The sequence below is a fragment of the Spirosoma jeollabukense genome (genome assembly GCF_054777855.1).
In genome coordinates this window covers 148,370-169,867 of the sequence record NZ_BAAHAD010000005.1, presented here as the reverse complement: position 1 = coordinate 169,867, position 21,498 = coordinate 148,370, and the positions used below count along the sequence as shown (strand labels likewise).

At 49.2% G+C, this 21,498-nt stretch carries 18 protein-coding genes and 1 tRNA gene; 2 read left to right on the top strand and 17 right to left on the bottom strand.

The genetic code is table 11. The annotated features are described in order from the left end of the window. Window positions 1-136: 136 nt before the first annotated feature. The 7 genes from fbp to ACYVEA_RS20090 form a co-directional block, all read right to left on the bottom strand. Window positions 137-1,153, bottom strand: coding sequence for a class 1 fructose-bisphosphatase (gene fbp / locus ACYVEA_RS20120; protein WP_461115223.1), 1,017 nt, complete (start codon window positions 1,151-1,153; stop codon window positions 137-139). 157 nt (window positions 1,154-1,310) lie between these two features. Next, window positions 1,311-2,630 (bottom strand): MFS transporter, encoded by a 1,320-nt coding sequence (locus ACYVEA_RS20115; RefSeq protein WP_461115222.1) that lies wholly within the window; start codon window positions 2,628-2,630, stop codon window positions 1,311-1,313. Beyond that, entirely contained in the window at window positions 2,627-3,295 is a 669-nt protein-coding gene (locus tag ACYVEA_RS20110) for a beta/alpha barrel domain-containing protein (RefSeq protein WP_461115221.1), read from the bottom strand. Before ACYVEA_RS20110 ends, ACYVEA_RS20115 begins: the two co-directional genes overlap by 4 nt. A 4-nt stretch (window positions 3,296-3,299) precedes the next feature. Further along, complete coding sequence (locus tag ACYVEA_RS20105; protein WP_461115220.1) at window positions 3,300-4,328, bottom strand: sugar kinase; 1,029 nt, start codon at window positions 4,326-4,328, stop codon at window positions 3,300-3,302. Between the two features lie 76 nt (window positions 4,329-4,404). After that, the gene (gene uxaC / locus ACYVEA_RS20100; RefSeq protein WP_461115219.1) at window positions 4,405-5,835 is read right to left on the bottom strand and encodes a glucuronate isomerase; all 1,431 of its coding nucleotides are present in this window, start codon (window positions 5,833-5,835) and stop codon (window positions 4,405-4,407) included. A gap of 99 nt (window positions 5,836-5,934) precedes the next feature. Continuing rightward, a complete protein-coding gene (locus ACYVEA_RS20095; protein ID WP_461115218.1) occupies window positions 5,935-7,590 on the bottom strand; it encodes a UxaA family hydrolase in 1,656 nt (551 codons plus the stop codon). Then, a complete protein-coding gene (locus ACYVEA_RS20090) occupies window positions 7,587-9,119 on the bottom strand; it encodes a tagaturonate reductase (protein WP_461115446.1) in 1,533 nt (510 codons plus the stop codon). The genes ACYVEA_RS20095 and ACYVEA_RS20090 overlap by 4 nt, the downstream gene beginning before the upstream one ends. A 334-nt stretch (window positions 9,120-9,453) precedes the next feature. Between ACYVEA_RS20090 and ACYVEA_RS20085 the strand changes: the two genes are divergently transcribed. Beyond that, a complete protein-coding gene (locus ACYVEA_RS20085) occupies window positions 9,454-10,500 on the top strand; it encodes a LacI family DNA-binding transcriptional regulator (RefSeq protein WP_461115217.1) in 1,047 nt (348 codons plus the stop codon). 16 nt (window positions 10,501-10,516) lie between these two features. Here ACYVEA_RS20085 and ACYVEA_RS20080 read toward each other — a convergent pair whose 3' ends face one another. The 6 genes from ACYVEA_RS20080 to ACYVEA_RS20055 all read right to left on the bottom strand — a co-directional run bounded on the left by ACYVEA_RS20080 (window position 10,517) and on the right by ACYVEA_RS20055 (window position 18,109). Further along, window positions 10,517-12,202 (bottom strand): glycoside hydrolase family 28 protein, encoded by a 1,686-nt coding sequence (locus tag ACYVEA_RS20080; protein WP_461115216.1) that lies wholly within the window; start codon window positions 12,200-12,202, stop codon window positions 10,517-10,519. 263 nt (window positions 12,203-12,465) lie between these two features. Then, a complete protein-coding gene (locus tag ACYVEA_RS20075) occupies window positions 12,466-13,329 on the bottom strand; it encodes a sigma-70 family RNA polymerase sigma factor (RefSeq protein ID WP_009282104.1) in 864 nt (287 codons plus the stop codon). Between the two features lie 74 nt (window positions 13,330-13,403). Continuing rightward, on the bottom strand, window positions 13,404-15,530 hold the full coding sequence (locus ACYVEA_RS20070) for a polyribonucleotide nucleotidyltransferase (RefSeq protein ID WP_461115215.1): 2,127 nt from the start codon (window positions 15,528-15,530) through the stop codon (window positions 13,404-13,406). Window positions 15,531-15,709: 179 nt separating this feature from the next. Next, window positions 15,710-15,985, bottom strand: a complete 276-nt coding sequence (gene rpsO / locus ACYVEA_RS20065) for a 30S ribosomal protein S15 (protein WP_093822608.1) — start codon at window positions 15,983-15,985, stop codon at window positions 15,710-15,712. Window positions 15,986-16,099: 114 nt separating this feature from the next. Beyond that, window positions 16,100-17,602: an LptF/LptG family permease gene (locus ACYVEA_RS20060; protein WP_461115214.1), complete on the bottom strand. Its 1,503-nt coding sequence runs from the start codon at window positions 17,600-17,602 to the stop codon at window positions 16,100-16,102. 114 nt (window positions 17,603-17,716) lie between these two features. Beyond that, window positions 17,717-18,109, bottom strand: a complete 393-nt coding sequence (locus ACYVEA_RS20055; RefSeq protein ID WP_093822610.1) for an START-like domain-containing protein — start codon at window positions 18,107-18,109, stop codon at window positions 17,717-17,719. A 115-nt stretch (window positions 18,110-18,224) separates the two neighbouring features. Here ACYVEA_RS20055 and ACYVEA_RS20050 point away from each other — a divergent pair. Then, window positions 18,225-18,298 (top strand) — tRNA-Met (locus ACYVEA_RS20050). Window positions 18,299-18,714: 416 nt separating this feature from the next. Here the strand turns inward: ACYVEA_RS20050 and ACYVEA_RS20045 are convergent. From ACYVEA_RS20045 to holA, 4 genes are all read right to left on the bottom strand, one after another. Next, on the bottom strand, window positions 18,715-19,107 hold the full coding sequence (locus ACYVEA_RS20045; protein ID WP_461115213.1) for a hypothetical protein: 393 nt from the start codon (window positions 19,105-19,107) through the stop codon (window positions 18,715-18,717). A 54-nt stretch (window positions 19,108-19,161) separates the two neighbouring features. Beyond that, a complete protein-coding gene (locus tag ACYVEA_RS20040; protein ID WP_461115212.1) occupies window positions 19,162-19,608 on the bottom strand; it encodes a hypothetical protein in 447 nt (148 codons plus the stop codon). Between the two features lie 69 nt (window positions 19,609-19,677). Further along, on the bottom strand, window positions 19,678-20,091 hold the full coding sequence (locus tag ACYVEA_RS20035; protein ID WP_461115211.1) for a response regulator: 414 nt from the start codon (window positions 20,089-20,091) through the stop codon (window positions 19,678-19,680). Between the two features lie 149 nt (window positions 20,092-20,240). After that, window positions 20,241-21,275 carry a DNA polymerase III subunit delta gene (gene holA, locus ACYVEA_RS20030; protein ID WP_461115445.1) on the bottom strand — a complete coding sequence of 345 codons (1,035 nt, stop codon included), beginning with the start codon at window positions 21,273-21,275 and terminating at the stop codon, window positions 20,241-20,243. Window positions 21,276-21,498 lie beyond the last annotated feature (223 nt).

Sequence of the window (21,498 nt, the reverse complement as noted above, 5' to 3'; positions counted from 1 at the left end):
TCTGATAAGTGGGTTTCTACTTTTGCAACACCCACCATAGCTATACAACTAAAATAAAAATAAGTCACGATTTACCACCCAATGAGAGAGATAAATCGTGACTTATTTCTGGATAAGCTTTATCAATAGTAGTAGGCTATTTGAGCAAATTAACCAGGTCATCTACCATTACCGGGGAGCCAATGTATAATGGGGTTCGCTGGTGTAGGCTGGTAGGCTTGATATCCAGAATGGCCTGGTGCCCCGACGTAGCTAAACAGCCTGCCATTTCGGCCAGAAACGCGAGTGGAAAGGCTTCGTAGAGCAACCGAAGTTTCCCTTCTTTATTTTTCTTCGTGGGTGGATACAGGTATATCCCTCCTTTCAGCAGGTTCCGGTGGAAATCAGCGACCAGCGATCCGATGTACCGGGCCGTGTATTGATTACGGCGGCAAGATGTCAGATAATCCCGGACACCGTCTTCGTAGCCATCGCTGTTCCCGTCATTGCAGGAATAAATCTGACCATTGGCAGGGCTGTGAATGTCGGGATGGGATAGAATATACTCGCCCAGAGATGCATCATACGTAAACCCATTGGCACTATGACCCGTCGTATACACCATGATGGTCGATGAGCCGTAGAGAATATACCCAGCTGCCACCTGACGACGCCCGCCTTGTAGAAAATCAGCCATGGTTGGTTCGCTACCAATGGGCGTAATTCGTCGATAAATGGAAAAAATGGTACCAATTGATACGTTCACGTCAATATTTGACGATCCATCCAGCGGGTCCATCGCCACTACGTATTTTCCGTTATTGTTACCCGTATAAATAATATCCTCCTCTTCCTCTGAAATAATAGCGCAGGCTTCGCCCCCATTGGTAAGCGCCCGTTTAAAGCGAATATTGGCGATCATATCTAGCTTTTGCTGGCTTTCTCCCTGTACATTCTGAACGCCCATGCCGCCTGTGAGGTCGATTAAACCAGCCCGGTTCACTTCCCGGTGAATGATTTTTCCTGCGAGTGCAATGTCACGCAGTAATTGCGATAATTCGCCGGTAGCGTACGGGAAGGCCGTTTGCCGGTGCATGATGTACCGGTCCAGCGTTACCCCGACGGGCAGGGCTAGTGGATGCGAAGCTGTGATGTCTACGTGTTGGACGTCCATAAGCATATAAGGAGAGATTTATTTGAATAGATAGTTTACAGAGTTTATAGGTTTATAGACAGGATTTATTGTTTTATGATAGGTTGTTGTTTGTTTACGGTATTCAGTGTTCGGTGGGCTGACGCGAGTGGCATTGACGCGCCAGCCCACCATAAACTTAAATTACCGGTTCAGATTCAGGGGTTTCGAGCCTGACCGGTTGCATGGTCGGCGTCAGCAGATGCATGACCACCCAGGCCAGCATGTAGGCCGATCCGCACATGAGAAAGATAATACTATAGCCGCCCTGCGCATCACCCGCCTGTTTATAGCTGTCCAGGATACGACCAACGATCTCTGGAAAGATAATCCCCCCTACCGAACCCGCCATACTGCCAATTCCCACGATTGAGCTGACAGCCCGCTTGGGAAACATATCAGAAGCGGTCGTGAAAATATTGGCGCTCCACGCCTGGTGAGCCGCACCAGCCAGGCCGATCAGCGCAACAGCCCCCCAGATACCCGGTCCAAAACGCACGGCGATAACTGGTAAAACTAACAGGGCAAAGATGAACATTGCCGTTTTGCGCGCCCGCCAGACGGTCCATCCCCGACTGATCAGCGCCGATGACAGATACCCGCCCCCAATGCTACCGATGCTGACCAGGGTGTAGAGTACCGCCAGATACAGGTTTGGCTTTTTGGTATCGAGGTGGAATGTAGTCGCGAAATAATCCTGCAACCAGAACAGGAAAAACCACCAGATCGGGTCGGTAAGCATCTTGCCGAAGACAAATGCCCAGGTCTGGCGAACACTCAGCAATTTAGCCCAGGATACCGGTTTGCCATGATCGGCTACTTCGTCTGGCGTGGTTTCGTTATCGCTGTGGATATAGTCGAATTCTTCCTTCGAGAGTTTAGCCTGCCTGGCGGGTATCTGATAAGTAAAATGCCAGAAAACCAGCCAGATAAAGCCAACAGCACCGGTTATTATGAAGGCCATTTCCCAACCGTAAACACCCAGAATCCAGGGCACGAGTATGGGCGCTACAACCGCACCAATATTGGCGCCTGAATTAAAAATGCCCGTTGCCAGGGCCCGTTCTTTCTTCGGGAACCATTCAGCCACGGTTTTGATGGCTGCGGGGAAGTTTCCGGCTTCGCCCAACCCGAGCCCTATCCGCGCGATAATAAAGCCAAACGTACTGGTTGCCAGGGCATGACCCATGGCCGCCAGACTCCAGAAAATGATCGAGATGGTATACCCCATCTTGGTGCCAATCCGGTCAATGACGCGCCCAAAAATGAGCAAGCCAATGGCATAAGCCGCCGAGAAAACCTGCACAATACGACTAAAATCCAGCTCCGACCAGTGGAATTCTTTTTCCAGCGTCGGTTTTAGCAATCCAACAACCTGGCGATCCAGGTAATTGATGGTTGTAGCGAAGAACAACAGCGCTACGATGGTCCAGCGGTAACTTCCCAGCGGTTTGTTCATGCAGGTTGTGGAACAAAAGGTGTAACAATCTGAACCAGTGATGCGATCCTATCGCGTAAAGCCGCCGGATCCCCGCTGTTGCCCGCAAACAGCTGAGAGCCAATACCTACCGCCGTAATACCTGCTTTAAACCAGGCATTCAGGCTTTCGCTGGTTGGCTCAACGCCCCCGGTTACCATGAGTTTCAGCCAGGGCATTGGCCCTTTAATGGCTTTAATAAAATCCGGTCCAACTACGTTTCCCGGAAATACTTTTACCAGATTAGCCCCCAGCAACGTGGCCTGATAGATTTCATTTAAAGTAGAACCCGCGGGCATCCAGGGGACGCCCCGCTCCCGGCACACATCGCCCACTGTGGCTGTAATGACGGGTTGTACAACGAAATCAGCGCCCGCATCAATAAAGCGGCTGGCATCCTCCGGTGTCAAAATCGTACCGATGCCCAGTGCCATGTCGGGGCAGTTTTCCCGCACGTAGCTAACTAACGTCGTAAAAACCGATAGCGCCCTGTCACCCCGATTGGTAAATTCAAAGACCCGGAGCCCCCCGTCATAACAGGCCTTGACAATGGCCTGGGCATGATCGACATCGGCGTGGTAGAAGACGGGAACAATGGGGTTATGGACAACCAGGTCAAAAATCTTATCTGTTGAAAAAACGGGCATAGTATTAGGTGATTGAGTTTATAGTGTCCAGGCGTTTGGCAATATCAGCCACTGTTTGGGCGGTAGCATCGCCAAGTTCCTGCAACTTACCGAAAGCAGCGGCAGCGGCAAAATCTACTACGTCCTGAGGGGCATGCTGATGATAAAGTCCATAAATCAGACCTGCCATAAAACAATCCCCACTTCCTACCCGATCAACAACTGAATCGGTCAGCCATTCAGACGACACGTACTGCCGACCATCAACATATATTGTAGTAAAGTACCGCAAACCCATTGGTGGCTGATCAAACCGGAACGTATTAGCCACTACTTTACAGCGCGGAAACCGTTCCTGAATAGCCGCCGACGTAGCGTGTGCATGCTCCACATAATCAGCCTGTTGGCCTTTGGTGTGTATGTGCTCATCGACCGAAATCCCCAATAGCGCATTTGCCGACCAGATATTCCCCATCACTACGTCGCAGTATTCCACTAAACTAGGCATAACCTCGGTTGGGGCCATACCGTATTGCCAGAGCCGTGCCCGGTGATTCAGGTCGATCGATACAGTTATGCCCTTTGCGGAAGCCGTGGCCATTAACTCCTGGCAAGCGCCAGCCACGGAGGCACTCAGGGCTGGACTAATCGCGCTCACGTGTAGCCAGCCCGTGTCTCGCAGAATTTCATCCCAGTCAACTTTACCAACGGCCAGTTCAGAAAATGACGAATGAGCCCGGTCGTAAATAACACCTGCGTTTTTGAGATCCGTTCCCTGCGGCAAATAATAACTCCCGACCCGTTGTCCAAACCGAACAATACCCGATGGGTCAATTCCCTTTTCATCAATGTAGGCCACAATGTCGTCGGCTAACGAATTTTCGGGTAGAACCGTACTGTATTTCACGGGCACATGCCAGTTGGCCAGCGCCGTCGCTACGTTCAGTTCAGCCCCGCCAACAAATACCGGCATAGCCGCCTGCCGAATCCATTCGCCATTGGCCACCGGCGAAAACCGCACTAACAATTCGCCGAGACAACAAACTTTTGCCATACAAAATACGATCAACTACCTGATCATTAACATAATACTCAAAAAAGTCACATTAATGAATTGTTCTGGCACTCACTCAGACACGCAACGCCATTGGCTTAATACTAAACCCAAAATACGTTTTGGCATTGCCGTAACAAATATTCTGTACGATCTGGCCCATCCAGTCAATGTCGTCGGGTAATTCGCCGTTTTCGATGTCATTGCCGAACAGGTTACACAGAATCCGGCGGAAATATTCATGACGCGGATAGGACAGAAAACTACGCGAATCCGTGAGCATTCCGACAAACCGACTCAACAGGCCCATATTGGAAAGAGCATTTAGCTGGCGTTCCATACCCTCTTTTTGATCCAAAAACCACCAGCCTGAGCCAAATTGTACTTTACCAGCCACCGATCCGTCGTTGAAGTTACCGATCATGGTGGCCATGAGATCATTGTCGGCGGGGTTCAGGTTGTACAAAATTGTCTTGGCCAGTTTATCCTGACTATCCAGCCGGTCAAGGAATTTGGCCAGCGCCCGAGCCTGCGAAAAATCACCAATGCTGTCCCAGCCTGTGTCGGGACCAAGTTGCCACAACATGCGGGAATTGTTATTACGTAGCGCCCCCAAGTGAAACTGCTGTGTCCAGCCTTTTTCCCAGTCCATCTCGGCTAAATAAACCAGCATCGCTGATTTAAATTTCAGTACGTCTGAAGGAGTAAGCGTTTTGCCCGACCGAAGTGTATCAAAAATGGTATGAATTTCGGCTTCTGTGTAATCTTCAGCGTAAATCTGCTCCAGGCCGTGATCGGAGAGCTTACAACCCATAGCTGCAAAATAATCGTGTCGCTGGCGAAGGGCATCCAGAAAATCAGCCAACGTAGTAACCGATCGTTGGCTAACCGCTTCCAGCCGCGCTACGTAATGATTGAAGGTCGCCGGGTCTTCTACCGCCATCGCTTTGTCGGGGCGGAACGTCGGTAATACCCCAATATCAAAACCGGTGTCTGCCAGCGTCTGGTGGTGTTCCAGCGAATCGACCGGATCATCGGTCGTGCAAACGGTTTCTACGTTCATTCGCCGGAGTAGATTACGCACCGAAAAATCCGGCGACTGCAACTGTTCGGTACAGGCATCATAGATTCGGCGGGCACTTTGGCCGTTGAGCGTTTCGGTTATCCCGAAATACCGTTTTAACTCCAGGTGTGTCCAATGATAAAGCGGGTTTCTGACGGTGTAGGGCACGGTTTCGGCCCACTTCTGAAACTTGGCAAAATCCGGTTGGTTACCCGTACAAAAGCTTTCGTCTATCCCATTCGAGCGCATGGCCCGCCACTTATAATGGTCACCGTACAACCAGATTTGCGTCAGGTTCTCGAATTGCTTATTCTCAGCCATCTGATCGGGCGGCAGGTGGCAGTGATAGTCGATAATAGGCATCGACTTGGCGAACTCATGGTAGAGTTGCTGGGCCGTGGGGGTTTGCAACAAGAAATCGTCGTTCAGAAAGGGCTTTTTCATAGGGTTATAGAGCGAATGAGCGAAAGAATGAATGAAAGACGGAACTGGCGAGTCGCTTTTTCGCTTATTCACCGCGACGGCGGACCGCTCTTTCACTCTTTATAACGAAACACCCCGTTTCCAGGGGATAAAATCATCTTGTCCGTGGCGAACGGCCGCTACGTCCAGTTCACCACTGGCGACGCGGATAATCTGTGCCAGCAACCGCTCGCCCGCCTGCTCAATCGTTTCGTCGCCGTCGATAACCGTACCCGTGTTAACATCAATAATATCGGGCATTCGATTGGCCAGCGCTGTGTTGCTGGAAATTTTGATAACCGGTGCAATTGGATTGCCGGTTGGCGTACCAAGGCCCGTTGTGAATAAAACGACCGTCGCACCTGAGGCCACTTCGGCCGTTGTCGATTCTACGTCATTGCCCGGCGTACAGAGCAGATTCAAGCCTGGTTTGGTCACCAGTTCGGGGTAGTCGAGAACGGCCACTACCGGCGACGAACCGCCTTTTTTGGACGCACCCGCCGATTTCATGGCATCGGTGATCAGCCCATCCCGAATGTTGCCCGGCGATGGATTCATATCGAAGCCCGATCCGGCTTCTTTGGCCCGCAGCGCGTAGGTGTTCATCAACTCCTTAAACCGGTTAGCCGTTTCAGCATCGACGGCGCGGTCGCAGAGTTCCTGCTCCACCCCGCAGAGTTCGGGAAATTCGGCCAGAATGACTGCCCCACCCAAGGCAACAACCAGATCGGATGCGTGTCCAACGGCAGGATTGGCCGATATGCCCGAAAACCCATCTGATCCACCACACTCCAGCCCAATCGTCAATTTACTCAGTGGCGCGGGTTTCCGCACACAGGCATTTGCCTGCATCAACCCGGCGAACGTTTGCCGGAGCGCCTGGCTAATTAGTGATTCTTCGGTGCCAATGGCTTGTTGTTCAAGCACGAACAGCGGTTTATCGAACTGTGGACTTCGTTTTTGAATCTCCTCCTGCAACATCCCCACCTGCGCGTTCTGGCATCCCAGACTCAGCACCGTCGCACCTGCTACGTTCGGATGGGTAATATAGCCCGCCAGTAATCCGCAAAGGGCTTGCGCATCCTGACGTGTGCCGCCACAACCGCCATCGTGCGATAGAAATTTCACCCCATCGACATTCGGAAAGAGTGGTAGTTGACCACTTAACGACTGTTCTGTCGTTTGGAGGTCCGCCTGTAGAACCTCTTCAATGGTATGACCCGCCTGGACCAACGCCATCAGCTCCTGCGTTTGGCGCTGGTAGGTATGCCGTCGGCCGTAACCGAGGTCGTTTACCAATGCTTCTTCCAGCACCTGTATGTTGCGATTTTCGCAGAAGACGAGCGGAATAACTAGCCAGTAGTTGGCTGTCCCCACGCGTCCATCGGAGCGATGATACCCCATAAACGTCTGATTCTGCCACTGGTTGACCGTTGGCGGAATCCACTGATAGGATGACGCGTTCAGGTCATAGCTGTTCGTCGCGTGTTGTACATTGAACGTCGTCAGTCGCCCGCCCGCCGGAATGGTATGTTTGGCTTTCCCGACCAGCACCCCATACATCGTGATCGAATCACCGGGGGCGAATGCCTGAATAGCCAGTTTATGCTTGGCCGGAATGGCTTCCGTAACAATCAGGGAAGCACCCTCATTTTGCACCCGGTCACCCGGCTCAAGGTCGGTTAGTGCAACCAGTACGTTGTCGTTCGGATGTATCTTTAGTACGTTGTTTTTCATTTGGTTACGATGTCAATATGCCCAAATTGAGCCGAAATGGTAGCTACTACGCCGTTCTCCAGCATGTCGGCGAGGTAAGTACTTACCGAATCAGCAAAGCCCGGCAACTGGCTTAAATCGTGCCCCCAAAGAGCCGTATTCCGGAGCACAGTAGTAGCTACTTCGCTGGGTATTAGACGTGCCCACAGGTCGGCAAAGTAGGCCGCCTGGGCATCGTGAATCGGATACGTTTCTCCATCCCGTTCGCCAAACCAGGTTCCACTTTCCTGCCGGACTGCCCGCATAAATAATAGATAAGCCGCAAAGCCGATCGATACGTAGCGAGGAGTTACCGAATCTAACTTTTTATAATAGTGAAGCAGGGTCGGGATATTCCGCATCTGCATTTTAGCCGAATACTGCATCGTGATGGCCAGCCAGCGATGCTCGATGTACGGATTCCGGAAGCGGTCCAGTACCTGAAAACCAAAGCGTTGCGCTACTTTGTCGTCGACAGCATACGGAATACCCGGAATGAGTTCACCTAACATGACACTGCTCATAAAGGCCGACAATACCTCATCGTCCATAGCTTCGCGGACCGTGTCGAACCCGCTCAAAAACGCCAGCCCGCAGCTTAGTGTATGCGTACCATTGAGCAGCCGCAATTTCAGTTCGCGAAACTGGTCAATGTTTGGCCGAATAATCACACGTTCATCAGCCCGATGGAAGGAGAGCACAGTTTGTACGTGTTTATTGCCTTCTATGGCCCATAGCGCATAAACTTCCGAAACGGTTAGCAGTTCATCCTCATAACCAAGCTGTTCGGTCAGCGCCTGATATGTAGCGGTATCGGGACGACCCGGCACAATGCGATCAACCAATGAATTGCAGCAGGTATTCGCTTTTTCAAGCCAGCTAATAAACGCCGGTTCCAGTTTGTTCCGGTGCGCCAGTTCCCGTAATATGGCAGCCAGTTTCGTACCGTTTTCCGGGATGAGTTCCGTAGGTACAATGACTAACCCTTTCGTTGGATCGCCGTTGAACGCCTGATAGCGGGCATACAACACAGCGAGCAGCTTGCCGGGAAATGACTCAGGTGGCGCCTGCTGAATAGCTTCCTCCACGAGCTGGATACCCATTTCGGTCGTATTGGAAATGACAAGCTGTAAATCAGGGCTGGTAGCTACTCGTAGCACCTCATCCCAATCCTGTTTGGCGGACAATACGCGGCTAATCGCGGAACAGATTACGTTTTCCTCGATGAGTTGCCGATTGTCAACCCCGCGGATACAGAGTGTGTACAGATTATCCTGCCGGGCAAACGCAGTCATGTCGCCCCCGTCGGTGGATTTCACGACAACAATCCGTCCATTGAAGATACCCTGCCGGTTCGCTTTGTCGATCAAATAATCGGGTAAGCCCCGGAGCAGCACCCCCGTTCCGAACTGCAATACCTTTTCAGGTAAGTCCTGTAACTGGGCGGACGGCAGATTCACCGGGATACTTGGCTGGATTGATGGCAGCGCCTGAAACGATAAAGGATTCATACAGTAGGCGAGTGTTACGTCCACGACCGGCAGATTCGCATGCATGCTGCTACGTCAGGAAGTTATAGATCTAAGGTAAAGTTGTCTTTTTTACAGATGTCGCGTTAACTGGCAACTGGGTTAATTCAGTCATTGGTTCTATAAGATTAAGTAGGATGTTTTTTATATAGAAATTAATAAAGATATTTATTCACGCAAACGTTATCGGGAACGTTGCCGGATTTCAATTCACGGTCTATTGACCCATAAAACGAGTAGGCAGCCGTCGACAGCCCCGTATAACTGATACGTACCAACTGATTTAAATTTTTGTATTTTACCAATATCAGACACCTTGGATACCATCACTATAAAAGATATTGCCCGTGCCTTAAATCTCTCGACCTCGACTGTTTCGCGGGCCTTGCGGGATAGTTATGAAATAAATCCCGAAACCAAACGACTGGTCACTGAATATGCCGAGCGATTCAATTATCGCCCCAACTCGATTGCGCTTAGTTTAAAGGAAAATCGAAGTCGGGTCATCGGCGTGATTGTCCCCCAGATTGCCAATAATTACTTTTCACAGGCCATCAATGGCATTGAAGCCATTGCCTATAGCCGTGGGTACTACGTCATTATTTTTCAAAGCCACGAATCATATGAGCGGGAAATAGCGACGGTGCAGCAAGCCGTTGCCCGCAACGTTGATGGCCTGCTTATTTCCTTATCCAGCAGCACGTCGGATGTGACACATCTGCGGAAACTACAGGACCGGAAACTGCCGATTGTTCTATTCGACCGGGTTTCGAAAGACCTGGATACGACTTTTGTAACTGCGGACAATTTTGGGGGTGCCTTTGCCGCGACCGAACACCTGATTCAAACAGGCCGAAGACGGATCGCTCACCTGACCATACCGCCTTATATTTCCATTACACAGGAACGACTGGCGGGCTACCGGGCAGCGCTCGAGAAGTATGGTATTCCGTATGATGAAAACCTGGTGGGGTATACAGAATTCGGCCAGAATGACGTAGAGCCATTCGTCGATACCTTACTCGATCAGTCGCCCGACGCGTTTTTTACCGCCAGTGACCGGCTGGCCATCGGCTGCTTGGCCGCCTTGAAGAAGCGAGCTATTTCGATTCCTGAAACGGTTTCGCTCATTGGGTTTACAAACACCCCGGTAGCCGATTTGCTGGCCCCCCCCATGAGTACTGTGGAACAGCCTGCGCTGGAAATTGGACAGATGGCTGCGGAACAATTGATCAATCAGATTGAAGGAAAGCAAAAAGACATACATCCGGGTCGGATAACGATTCCTACCCGGATGGTTATTCGAGCCTCATCAGAACGCTTGCAGACTTCGCCTATCCTGCGGGAACAAAGCGGCTTATAAGCCTATATACTACGTATCACTTCATTGTCAGTACGTTAGCAGAAACATCGGTGGTTGTTTCTACCGTTTTCTTCGCCTGCGACGTATTGGTATTCAACAGCTTGATGTCTTTCGAGCGATTACCGGCGATGTGCATAAGCAGATCGGTATTGTCGGCGTAGCGAATGGCATCGAGCGTCAGGTTATGGCTGTTCTGAATTTGGATTAGCGGTCCGCCGTTCTGGATTTTCACGGGGCAAATGATGGCCACATTTTTCAGCCGGACATTGTCAGCTTCGATACAAACAAACCCTTTTCGACTTTGTATTACGGCGTTTTCGATTAAAATATCCTTCACGGCCATCTCGGGTAAGCCGCGTATCATAATGGCGGTTTCTGCCCCTTTGCAGCGCACGTTCCGAATCTGAAACGATTTGAACTGCGGGGTTGCTTCCGATAGCGGTTGCGCTGGAATGACCGGTAGTTCAGTGCTCTCTCCCTGTTGCGGTACGGGATCTTTGGCGGCATAATACATGTCGAACAGAATGGCTTCGCCTGCAATGTCGGTCATGTCCACCCCGTCCACGAAAATATTCTCCACGACCCCACCCCGCCCACGGGTCGTTTTAAAGCGCAACCCCACGTCGGTACCCATAAACGTGCAGTTCGATACGTAAAGGTTCCGTACACCGCCCGACATCTCACTGCCAATCACAAACCCACCGTGCGCATGATAGACACGGCAGTTCCGCACGACAATATTTTCAGTCGGAACACCGCGCTTGCGGCCCTGTTCATCACGCCCCGATTTGATGCAGATACCATCGTCCCCTACATCGAATGTACAGCCTTCAACGACGCCATTCCGGCACGACTCCAGGTCCAACCCATCCCCGTTCTGGGCATACCAGGGATTTTTAGCCATGACATTACGTAGCGTGATGTCTTCGCATAGCAGTGGATGTAAGCACCACGCAGGCGAGTTCTGGAACGTAACACCCTCCAGGAGAATTCGCCTGCAACGCGTAAGACTCAACATATTAGGCCGTAAAAAATCTTTGATGTCTTCGTAGTAAGCGGGTGCCTGGCCCGCTTTAATCGTAGTCATTGCGCCTTTAAGTGACTGAGCAGATGGGTACCATGCATCCTGTTTATCGTTTACTACACCCCCCGAAGCAACCAGTTTTTTCCACTGATCGGCGGTTAGTTTACTTTTCTTGACCATGCGCCATGTATCACCCGCCCCATCCAGAATCCCATGGCCTGTGATGGCAATATTTTCGAGGTCAGTACCAGAAATGGGCGCCTGATTCCGAACAGCGTCTTCACCCTCCCAGGTAGTATGCACCAGTGGGTACTCTGTTCGCTTATTGGTGAATTGTACCAGGGCTCCGGTCGCCAGGTGTAGGTTCACGTTGTTTTTGAGAGTAATCGGTCCAGTCAGCCATAAGCCGGACGGAATCAGAACGACGCCCCCGCCACCGCGACTGCATTGCTCAATCGCTTTATTGATCGCCGACGTATTCATCGTTACCCCATCCGCAACAGCACCGAACGTACTGATCGTCAGAGTATCTTTCCGAAAAGCAGGCATTTGTACTTTTGGCAGATCACGAATGTCAGGTGCACCGGACAAATTCACTCCAGGGCCATCGGGCAACGCAGGCGCTACGTCAAAGGCAATTGACGTAACGAACAAGGCTATTCCAGCAATTATTTTCATTGTTTTCAAAAAGGAAAGAGAATGTGACCGTTGATATAAGCAGGTACTAATGAGCCTGACAGCTTGCCAATAATACCCTAAAGTGATTGCTAAATCAGTACTTATTCAAGAAGGTCTATACCTTTTTTTACGCAATCGTTGCCGGGAACGTTACCACTCTACTCTAAAACCGGACTCTTGGCGCTACCCTTACCGGGGAGTAAAACAAAAACGGCTTCTACTTTCGCAGAAGCCGTCTTGCACATACATTACAAACAGGAATCTTAGCCCAGATACGTCTTCAGTGCCTTCGACCGTGAGGTATGGCGCAGCCGACGAATGGCTTTTTCTTTTATCTGCCGAACGCGTTCGCGGGTCAGGTTGAACTTCTCACCGATCTCTTCAAGCGTCATGGCATGTTCGCCATTAAGCCCGAAATAAAGCGTGATAACATCAGCCTCACGCTGCGTTAACGTCGACAGGGCCCGTTGCACTTCTTTACGTAGCGAATCGTTTATCAGGCCTGAATCAGGCTTGTCTTCACCATCATTTTCGAGTACGTCGAGCAAACTGTTTTCTTCTCCCTGCACAAATGGCGCATCCATCGATACATGACGACCTGAAATCTTCAGGGTGTCAACCACTTCAGCCGCCGAAATTTCCAGCACGGCGGCTAATTCTTCCGGCGACGGCTCCCGTTCAAATTTCTGTTCGAGGTCTGAGAATGTCTTTGATATCTTGTTAAGCGAGCCTACCCGATTTAACGGCAAACGAACAATCCGGGATTGCTCAGCCAACGCCTGAAGAATCGACTGGCGAATCCACCAAACAGCGTAGGAGATAAATTTGAATCCGCGCGTTTCGTCGAACCGTTGAGCCGCTTTGATTAAGCCCAAATTACCTTCGTTGATCAAATCGCCCAACGAAAGTCCCTGATTCTGATATTGTTTAGCCACCGACACCACAAAGCGCAGGTTTGCTTTCGTTAGCCGCTCCAGCGACAATTGGTCACCTTCCCGAATTTTCTGGGCCAGCGTTACTTCCTCATCGGGCGTAAGCAGGTCTACTTTACCAATCTCCTGCAAGTACTTGTCTAACGACTGGCTCTCGCGGTTGGTAATCTGTTTTGAAATTTTTAGCTGTCTCATGATACGTTGTCCCCGGTGGAGTCATGTATAACGCGAACCTTTGACGTTGCATTACACGAAAAAGTAACAATTACTTACGCATTTTTGTTCTCTGGCTTCGGCAGCAAAACTTTACGCGATAAACGGTACTTTCCGGTCTTTTTATCCACGTCAATCAACTTTACTGTCACTTCCTCCCCTACCTGTAAGACGCCATCCATGGTTTCCAGACGCTCCCACTTGATCTCGGAAATGTGCAAAAGTCCGTCCTTACCCGGCATAAACTCGACGAACGCGCCGAAGGGCTGGATTGTCTTTACTTTACCAACGTACGTTTCGCCCACTTCAGGAACGGCAACGATGCCTTTCACACGCGATACGGCTTTGTCCATACTCTCTTTGCTGGTCGCAAAAATGCTGACCCAGCCTGCGTTGTCGTGCTCATCAATATTGACGACGGCGCCAGAGTCCTTCTGGATATCCTGAACGACTTTACCACCGGGTCCAATGACGGAGCCAATCTGGTTGGTATCGATCTTGATAACCATGGCCCGTGGAGCGTGTGGTTTCAGATCGGAACGAACTTCAGAAATACCCTTCATCATTTCGCCAAGAATGTGCAAACGACCAACGCGTGCCTGCTCCAGTGCCTGAGCAAGTACTTCGTAGGATAAACCATCAACTTTCAAGTCCATCTGGCAGGCAACTATACCTTTTTCGGTACCGGTTACCTTGAAGTCCATATCACCCAGGTGATCTTCGTCGCCGAGGATATCCGACAGCACCGCATATTTGTCTCCATCGGAAATTAAGCCCATGGCAATACCGGCTACGGGTGCCTTGATTTTGATCCCGGCATCCATCAGCGCGATGGTACCAGCGCAAACAGTTGCCATTGACGACGAACCGTTTGACTCCAGAATATCGGACACAATCCGGATCGTGTACGGATTTTCGTCACCAGCCGGCAACACCTTTTTCAAGGAACGGTGGGCCAGGTTTCCATGACCGATTTCGCGACGGCCAGCACCCCGATTTGGTTTCACTTCACCCGTTGAAAAACCGGGAAAATTATAATGTAGCAGGAACTTACTATAGCCCTGATACATCGTCTGATCGACAATCTGCTCGTCTGTTTTGGTACCCAGCGTTACCGTCGTAAGTGACTGGGTTTCGCCACGTGTAAATAAGGCAGATCCGTGCGGGCCTGGCAGATACCCCGCTTCAGCCGAAATTTGGCGAATTTGATCCAGCTTCCGGCCATCCAGACGAACCCGTTCATCAAGTACCAACCGGCGCGATGCCTCCCATTCCAGATCATGGAAATAGGTTTTGATCAAGCCAACATTTACGTCGGAGCCTTCAGGGAAGGAGGCTATGTACTCGTCGCGAATGGCTTTGGCCGCTGCGGAACGTCCTTTTTTGCTTGGGTTCTGCTGACTGACCGCGGCATAAATTTTATCGTACGTAGCCGCCCGAACAGCCGCCCGAAGTTCTTCGTCGTGCGTTTCGTGGTTATACTGACGTTTTTCGGTCTTACCAACTTTAGTGGTCAATTCTTTTTGTGCCTGGCACTGTACTTTGATAGCTTCGTGAGCGATCTTCAGCGCTTCAACGACTTCGGCTTCAGAACATTCGTTCATTTCGCCTTCTACCATACAAATATCCTTTTCGGTAGCGGCAACAATCAGGTCAATGGTTGCCCGTGCCAGCTCGGTCGTTTTTGGGTTGATCTTGTATTGCCCGTCAATTTTCGCGACACGCACTTCAGAGATAGGCCCGTTGAACGGAATATCCGATACAGCTAATGCGGACGATGCCGCCAAAGCTGCCAGTGCATCCGGCTGAACTTCGGGATCAGCCGAAATCAGCGTAATCATCACCTGTGTGTCGGCGTGGTAATTATCGGGGAATATTGGCCGCAAGGCGCGGTCAACTAAACGGCTAATGAGAATTTCATGGTCGCCCAACCGGCCTTCACGCCGTTGAAAGCTTCCAGGAATACGCCCGGCGGAGGCAAATTTTTCTTGATAATCAACGGATAAGGGGAGAAAATCAACGCCTTCTTTCGCGTCTTTACTCGATACGACGGTGGCTAACAACATCGTGTCGCCCAACCGTACAACCACCGCTCCGTCGGCCTGACGGGCCAGTTTTCCGGTTTCGATGGTAATTTCCCGCCCGTCGGGCAGCGCAACGGATTGCGTGGTTATTTCAAACATAAAACAGATTTTGATACGTCCTCTTACAGCTTTAAACCGCTCTGGCGGCCCGGCAAACCGGGTAGCCTGATTTACTTTTTACTCTTTTTTCACTTACTGGCACTACGCTCCTGTTGAAACAACAAAAATCAGGGAATCTACTGTGTAGCAGATTCCCTTTTTTTCATGGGCTGACCCAATTACTTCCGTAGTCCCAGCGCGGCCAGAATGGCCCGATACCGCATGATGTCTTTTTTCAGGAGGTAGTTCAGCAGCCGCCGACGTTTACCAACTAATTTCAAAAGACCCAGTTGGGTGCCGTAATCGTGCTTGTGGACTTTCAGGTGTTCAGTTAAATGACTGATCCGGTAGGTGAACAGCGCGATCTGGGATTCGGCCGACCCGGTGTCCGTTGCGCTTTTGGCATGGCCCGAGGTGGAGAATATCTCCTGTTTTTTTTCGGTCGTTAGATACATCTTCAGACAGCTTATTTAAGTAAAAAAATGAATTCGGGTGCAAAGGTAGTAAAAATAGTCGAAAGTCATTAGTCAATAGCCTTTAGTTTTTCTACTGGGGCCTATAAACCTCTGTTAACTAACAACCATTGACCGACGACTTTTACGATCAGCCCATCTGCGTTTCCATCGTTCCCAGGCAATCGTGTATACGTCCTTATCAAATAAGCGTGAATCATGTCGGGCACGCTGCATCAAAAATAAGCCAACGGGAAACAAGACCAGATTAGCCATCCAGGCACCAATAGGCACCCACAGCAGGCCTTCTTTCGCGTACTTATCGCCGACAAGCGTTAATACGTATAAAGCAATGAAAAACACGATGGAAACGAGCACGGGTAGCCCAAATCCCCCTTTTTTAATAATTGCCCCCATGGATGCGCCGATCAGGAACATAACAAAGACCGAGATGGCCTGTGTGAATTTGTGATGACTTTCTAACTGATATTTCCAGACATTCTTTTCTTTTTCACTCAGGTACGTTACGTTCGACGTTGAGTATGACAAGATATTTTGCGCCTGACTCAGCGCCATCTGCATTAATTCGGGACGGGATACGGCTCGTTTTTTCAAGAGCGAATCCACCCATTTTCCATCCTTCACTGTTTTTTGCCGGAGCACGGCATCCGCTTTAAACTGGTAATTATAGTATTGACGCGATGTACCGGCCACGCTTAAGCTTGTCCGGTTATAATCTTTACGTAATGAGTCGGTCAGGGTAGAGAGTTCCCTGAGATTTTTCATGTACTCATGGTACTCAAACTGATTCTCGTCGGTACGTTTAATACCAAACGATTCAAGGCTGATGACGAGTCGATAGTCTTTAAACCCATTTCGCATAAACTGGGCACCCTGAGCGCCCCCCCCGCTGCTGGTATAACTAATGGTGTTGTCTGAATATTCCTGATAATCATTGCCGTTAAATAGCTGAAAAACGAGGTATGTGCGGTCTTTATCCGTATACATACGCCCCGAATCGGCCAGAATAATCTCTCGATTGCCTGACTCAAGACCATTCGTTGATTGTTTGTAAATGATCAGCCCCTTCAATAAATCGCCGGTAGCACTCCCTTTAGCGGCTTTAACTTTATGGTCGACCTTAATACTATACCCCGGCAAATCATTATAAAAAATACCTTCTTTCAGGTTTAGCGTAGCTTTGGCCGTTTTGATATCATAAAGTAAACTATACCCCTTGAGGTTAGCCCAGGGTGCAACTGAATTATTAAACCAGAATGAGAAAGCGCTGATGCCAACCGCCACGACAAGCAGTGGCTGCATAGCTCGGGTAAGCGAAATACCGGCACTTTTCAATGCGGTCAGCTCAAAGAATTCACCGAGATTCCCAAATGTCATCAGTGAGGAGAGCAACACCGCCAGTGGCAAGGCAGTCGGAATGGTTAAGAGCGCAAAGTAGAAGAGTAGGCGGCCGAAGGTAGCCAGATCGAGGTCTTTTGAGACAAACTCGTCAATGTAGAACATCAGCAGTCGCATCAGAAATATAAAGATGACGACGCCCAGGGTTAAAAAAAACGGCCCCCAAAACGAGCCGAGCACTAACTTATCTATCTTCTTCATTAAAAATGTATAATGCAAACGAAAAATGGATAATGTCTTTTCTATAAGCCGTCAATCACATTATACATTCGGGGCCGCCCGTGCGGTTCATTTTCCATTACCCATTAACAAACTTTAACTTCCAACGATTTCTTTCAGTTTATCCATCAGGCCATCCCACAGATCTTTGAGCTCTTCCTGGTCCGTTGTGGATGAATAGTCTGTAACCCGTAGAAACGTTGATTGTGTCAATTCACTCTGATCAACCCGGAAGTCAACGTAGTTGTTGTCGGTACCTGGCTCAGCCGTATCTAAAAACTCAAAGCGAACGCCTTTATTCTGTCGCATGGATACTTGCCGGGCAATGTGGCTTTCATTGTCCCACTGAAAATCGAACCGTTGTTCAGGCATTGTATTTACCTTACTGGCAAACCATTGTGATAGACCCGACGCCGTGCTGATATACGGGAAAAGCATTTTTGGAGATGCCCGGAGTTCGTATTCAGTAATAAATTTTATTTTCTCCATAGTTCGAGCTACTTTATAAATGGCGATATTAGCAAAGGTAAACGATTTTTTTTGCGAAAGTCAACGATGTTTTTTGTCTTAAGCCAATTTTTCCTTACTTTTGTGGCATCAACACGGCGGGGTAGCTCAGATGGTTAGAGCGTAGGATTCATAACCCTAAGGTCGGCAGTTCGATCCTGCTCCCCGCTACTCAGATAACGCTTAATTAATTGTTTATCAATTGGTTAAGCGTTATTTCATTTCAGGCATGGCTGGATTTAGTAAAAATCATTACTTTCTCTTATATCAAGCCATCGCCTAAAAGTAGCCTTCCTTTTCTTTAGATTTCCTGCTCAGTTCCGTGTTTTTCTTCTCACCGCCATTAGCCAGACACAATCAAACGCAATTTCACGGTCGGGTTATCTATATAAAATAGAACCAGGCAAGTCTGAAAAATAGATTTATATCGGTAAGGAGCGCCTTTTCGATACGTAACGCGGTCGGATGGCTACAGGTGATTTGGGCGGTTAGGTAGGACTAACGTTCGAACCTAAAAAAACGTCGTTGGCTACCGTCGAGATAATGGAAAGCGTACTAAGGCCTCCATAGTGTAGATTTCAGTACGATCAGGGATACCGTCTATTAGTTGACAAACCCGTAGAAGCGATCACGTTAAAACTTCTATCCAGTGTGCAATGAATTGTATCCTGTATCACTAAGCTATCAACGGTTTTTGTAACAATTGTCGTTGTATAATACAGAGCATCCTCGTGGGACACATCACTTTTAAGTCCAGATGAAGGTGATCCAGCGGCATTGATCCGTTTAAAATCAGTGGTTTTGACTTCATAGATCATAGGCTTATCCTTTAAGGCAAGCCAATCATTGAAATCGTTAAAGTAGCTTAAAATTGATTGATCAATCCGTTCCTGAAGTTGTTCTTTACTGGGTTCACCGCAGGAAAAAGCTACGAGTAATAAAGGCAGTAGCAATACCTCAGTTTTCACACGTCTTAACATGATGTAGTAAGTTGGATTCGGGCATGAAGCCCGACTTCATTACAAACCGACAAGTTAGGGTAGCGTATATTCTAATGTCGCTTGCTCAAGCGTTTGCGCATATCGGTTAATGATTCCATTGAAGGCCATAAAACCGCCTTTTATGGATTCATCCTCTGGACCTTCATTGGCCAGTGGTTCATCTTCAAACTGCTGGCCCTTTGTTTCGAAGGTGCCCTGAGCAGTAAACATAACCACGCTATTTTCAATGCTCGCCATTATCCGTATCTCTGTTTCGCCGTAGACATTTTTGTATTCGGTAACAATAGTAGCGGCCTCTTCATCGGCTTTTTCTATCGTAAACCCTTCATTCTCCAGATAGGCCTGAACTGACTCAAACAAGGTAGAGTCGGTTAACGTAGTGGTCAATTCAATACCCGTCGCGCCAGGCGGTATGGATTGAGCGTTTAGCGCCAATGAGAAGACGGTAAGGGTGATAAATAAGCAGAAAAGATACTTCATGGCCTGGTTTAAACTACCACAAATATTCTCAATTCTGTCTTGGCGACCAAATAATGACATCAAGTGACGCTATTTAGGGCTTCCGGAAGCCGTGGATTGGTAACCAATTAGTTTAATAACGATACGTTGCAATTCATCCCGATTGATTGGTTTACAAAGATAACCTGTCGCGCCAAGTGCCTGATAGGCTTGCTGGTCGGCTTCGTTAAACTGCTCAGCGAGCATAAAAACGGGCGTGTTCAGGCAGCAATCATTGACCAAAAACTTGCTTAACCAAGCTTCTTCTTCACCTGTAGGTACAACTCCATCCAGCACCACTGCCATAGGCTTAGGCCCCGTTGCCGTTGCTAACAAAAACGCTTCGGCAGACCTGAACCATTTTAGGTCTACTTCACCCGCCCAGCGTTGAAATCCATGCCGCCAGAAAAGAAAATCATCTTCATCCTCATCCAAAAGGGCAATCCAGGCTCTATCCGTATTCATTCGTGTCAACGTATTAGGCAATGGGCATACTTTCCTACTAGTAGGTCCTACTTGTACCGTATACAGCACCGAATTGTTTGATGTAGTCTTAATTAACTACTAATAGGCCTACAATCTTGTTGCACCCTACCTAGCTACGTTCAAAACCATTAATGGAGCACCTCAAAAACAAGCTCACGCAGGATATCGCCTTCGGTCATGGTGGGTGCGTCGATTCCTTTACTCCGGGCGTCGGCCCGACGGATGGCCTGAATGATAGCGGCTACCTTGGGCAACGGGAACGTACGGGCGGCCGAGAGGTAATCTTTCACAAAAAATGGATTGACGCCCAACAAAGGAGCTAATCCTTTATCGGTCTGATCTTTAGAGGCTTGCACCAATAACACTTTACTAAAGTAACCAAATAACTGCGCCAGAATCACCACCAGTGGATTGTCCTTTGGGTTGCGCCCAAAATAGTCAATAATTTGATTGGCCTTCACAACATCGCGCTGGGCGAGGGCCTTTTGTAATTCAAATACGTTGTATTCTTTACTGATCCCCACTAACCGCTCAACCGTAGCCGCCGAAATCTCTTCGCCAACGTGGAGGTTGATCAGAATCTTGTCGATCTCGCTGGCCAGTCGTTTGAGATCATTGCCAATGTGGTCGGCCAGCAGCTGGCAGGCTTTGGGGCTGACCTTTGCGCCCTGTTCGCGGCAGTACTCCCCTACCCAGTCTGGAATTTTATTATCGTATAGCTTCTTGACAGCTAACAGTTTGCCTTTCGCACCAAAGGCTTTTACCCAGGCTTTCCGCTCGTCGAGCGCTGGCTTTCCCTCTTCTTTGACGTAGCAAAGCATCAGGATGGTACTAGGTAATGGATTCAGCGCATAATCTTCAAACAAGGTCTGGGTCGATTTGTCATTGATACCGTTCATCTGCTGGGCTTCTTTGACAAGTACCAACTGGCGTTCAGCCATGAACGGATAGCGACGGGCATAGTTCAGCACCGCCCCGGCATCGGTATCTTTCCCGAACAGGACAAATTGATTAAATCCCCGCTCAGCAACCGGTACAGCCACTTTTTCGAGTTCGTCAGCAATACGATCCAGGTAAAATGGCTCGTCGCCGTGAATGAGGTAAACGGGGGCAATCCGCTTATTACGGATGTCTTTCAACAGGGCGTCAACGGCAGGAATCAAAATAGCTTCGGGAATAAAGAAAATTGTAATACAGAGATATACGGAGGAAATACGGAGATACACCGGGATAGATTTCTGAGAAATGAAAAAACTCAGTGAAACTCTGTTTATTCGCCGTGTATCGCTGGGTTGCATCCGTTCTAATGGTCAAATTTAGAAATTTAGGGCCTTACCAAAAAGCTATCCGGTGATTCATAGGGATGATGTGGCTATGTTTTCTATC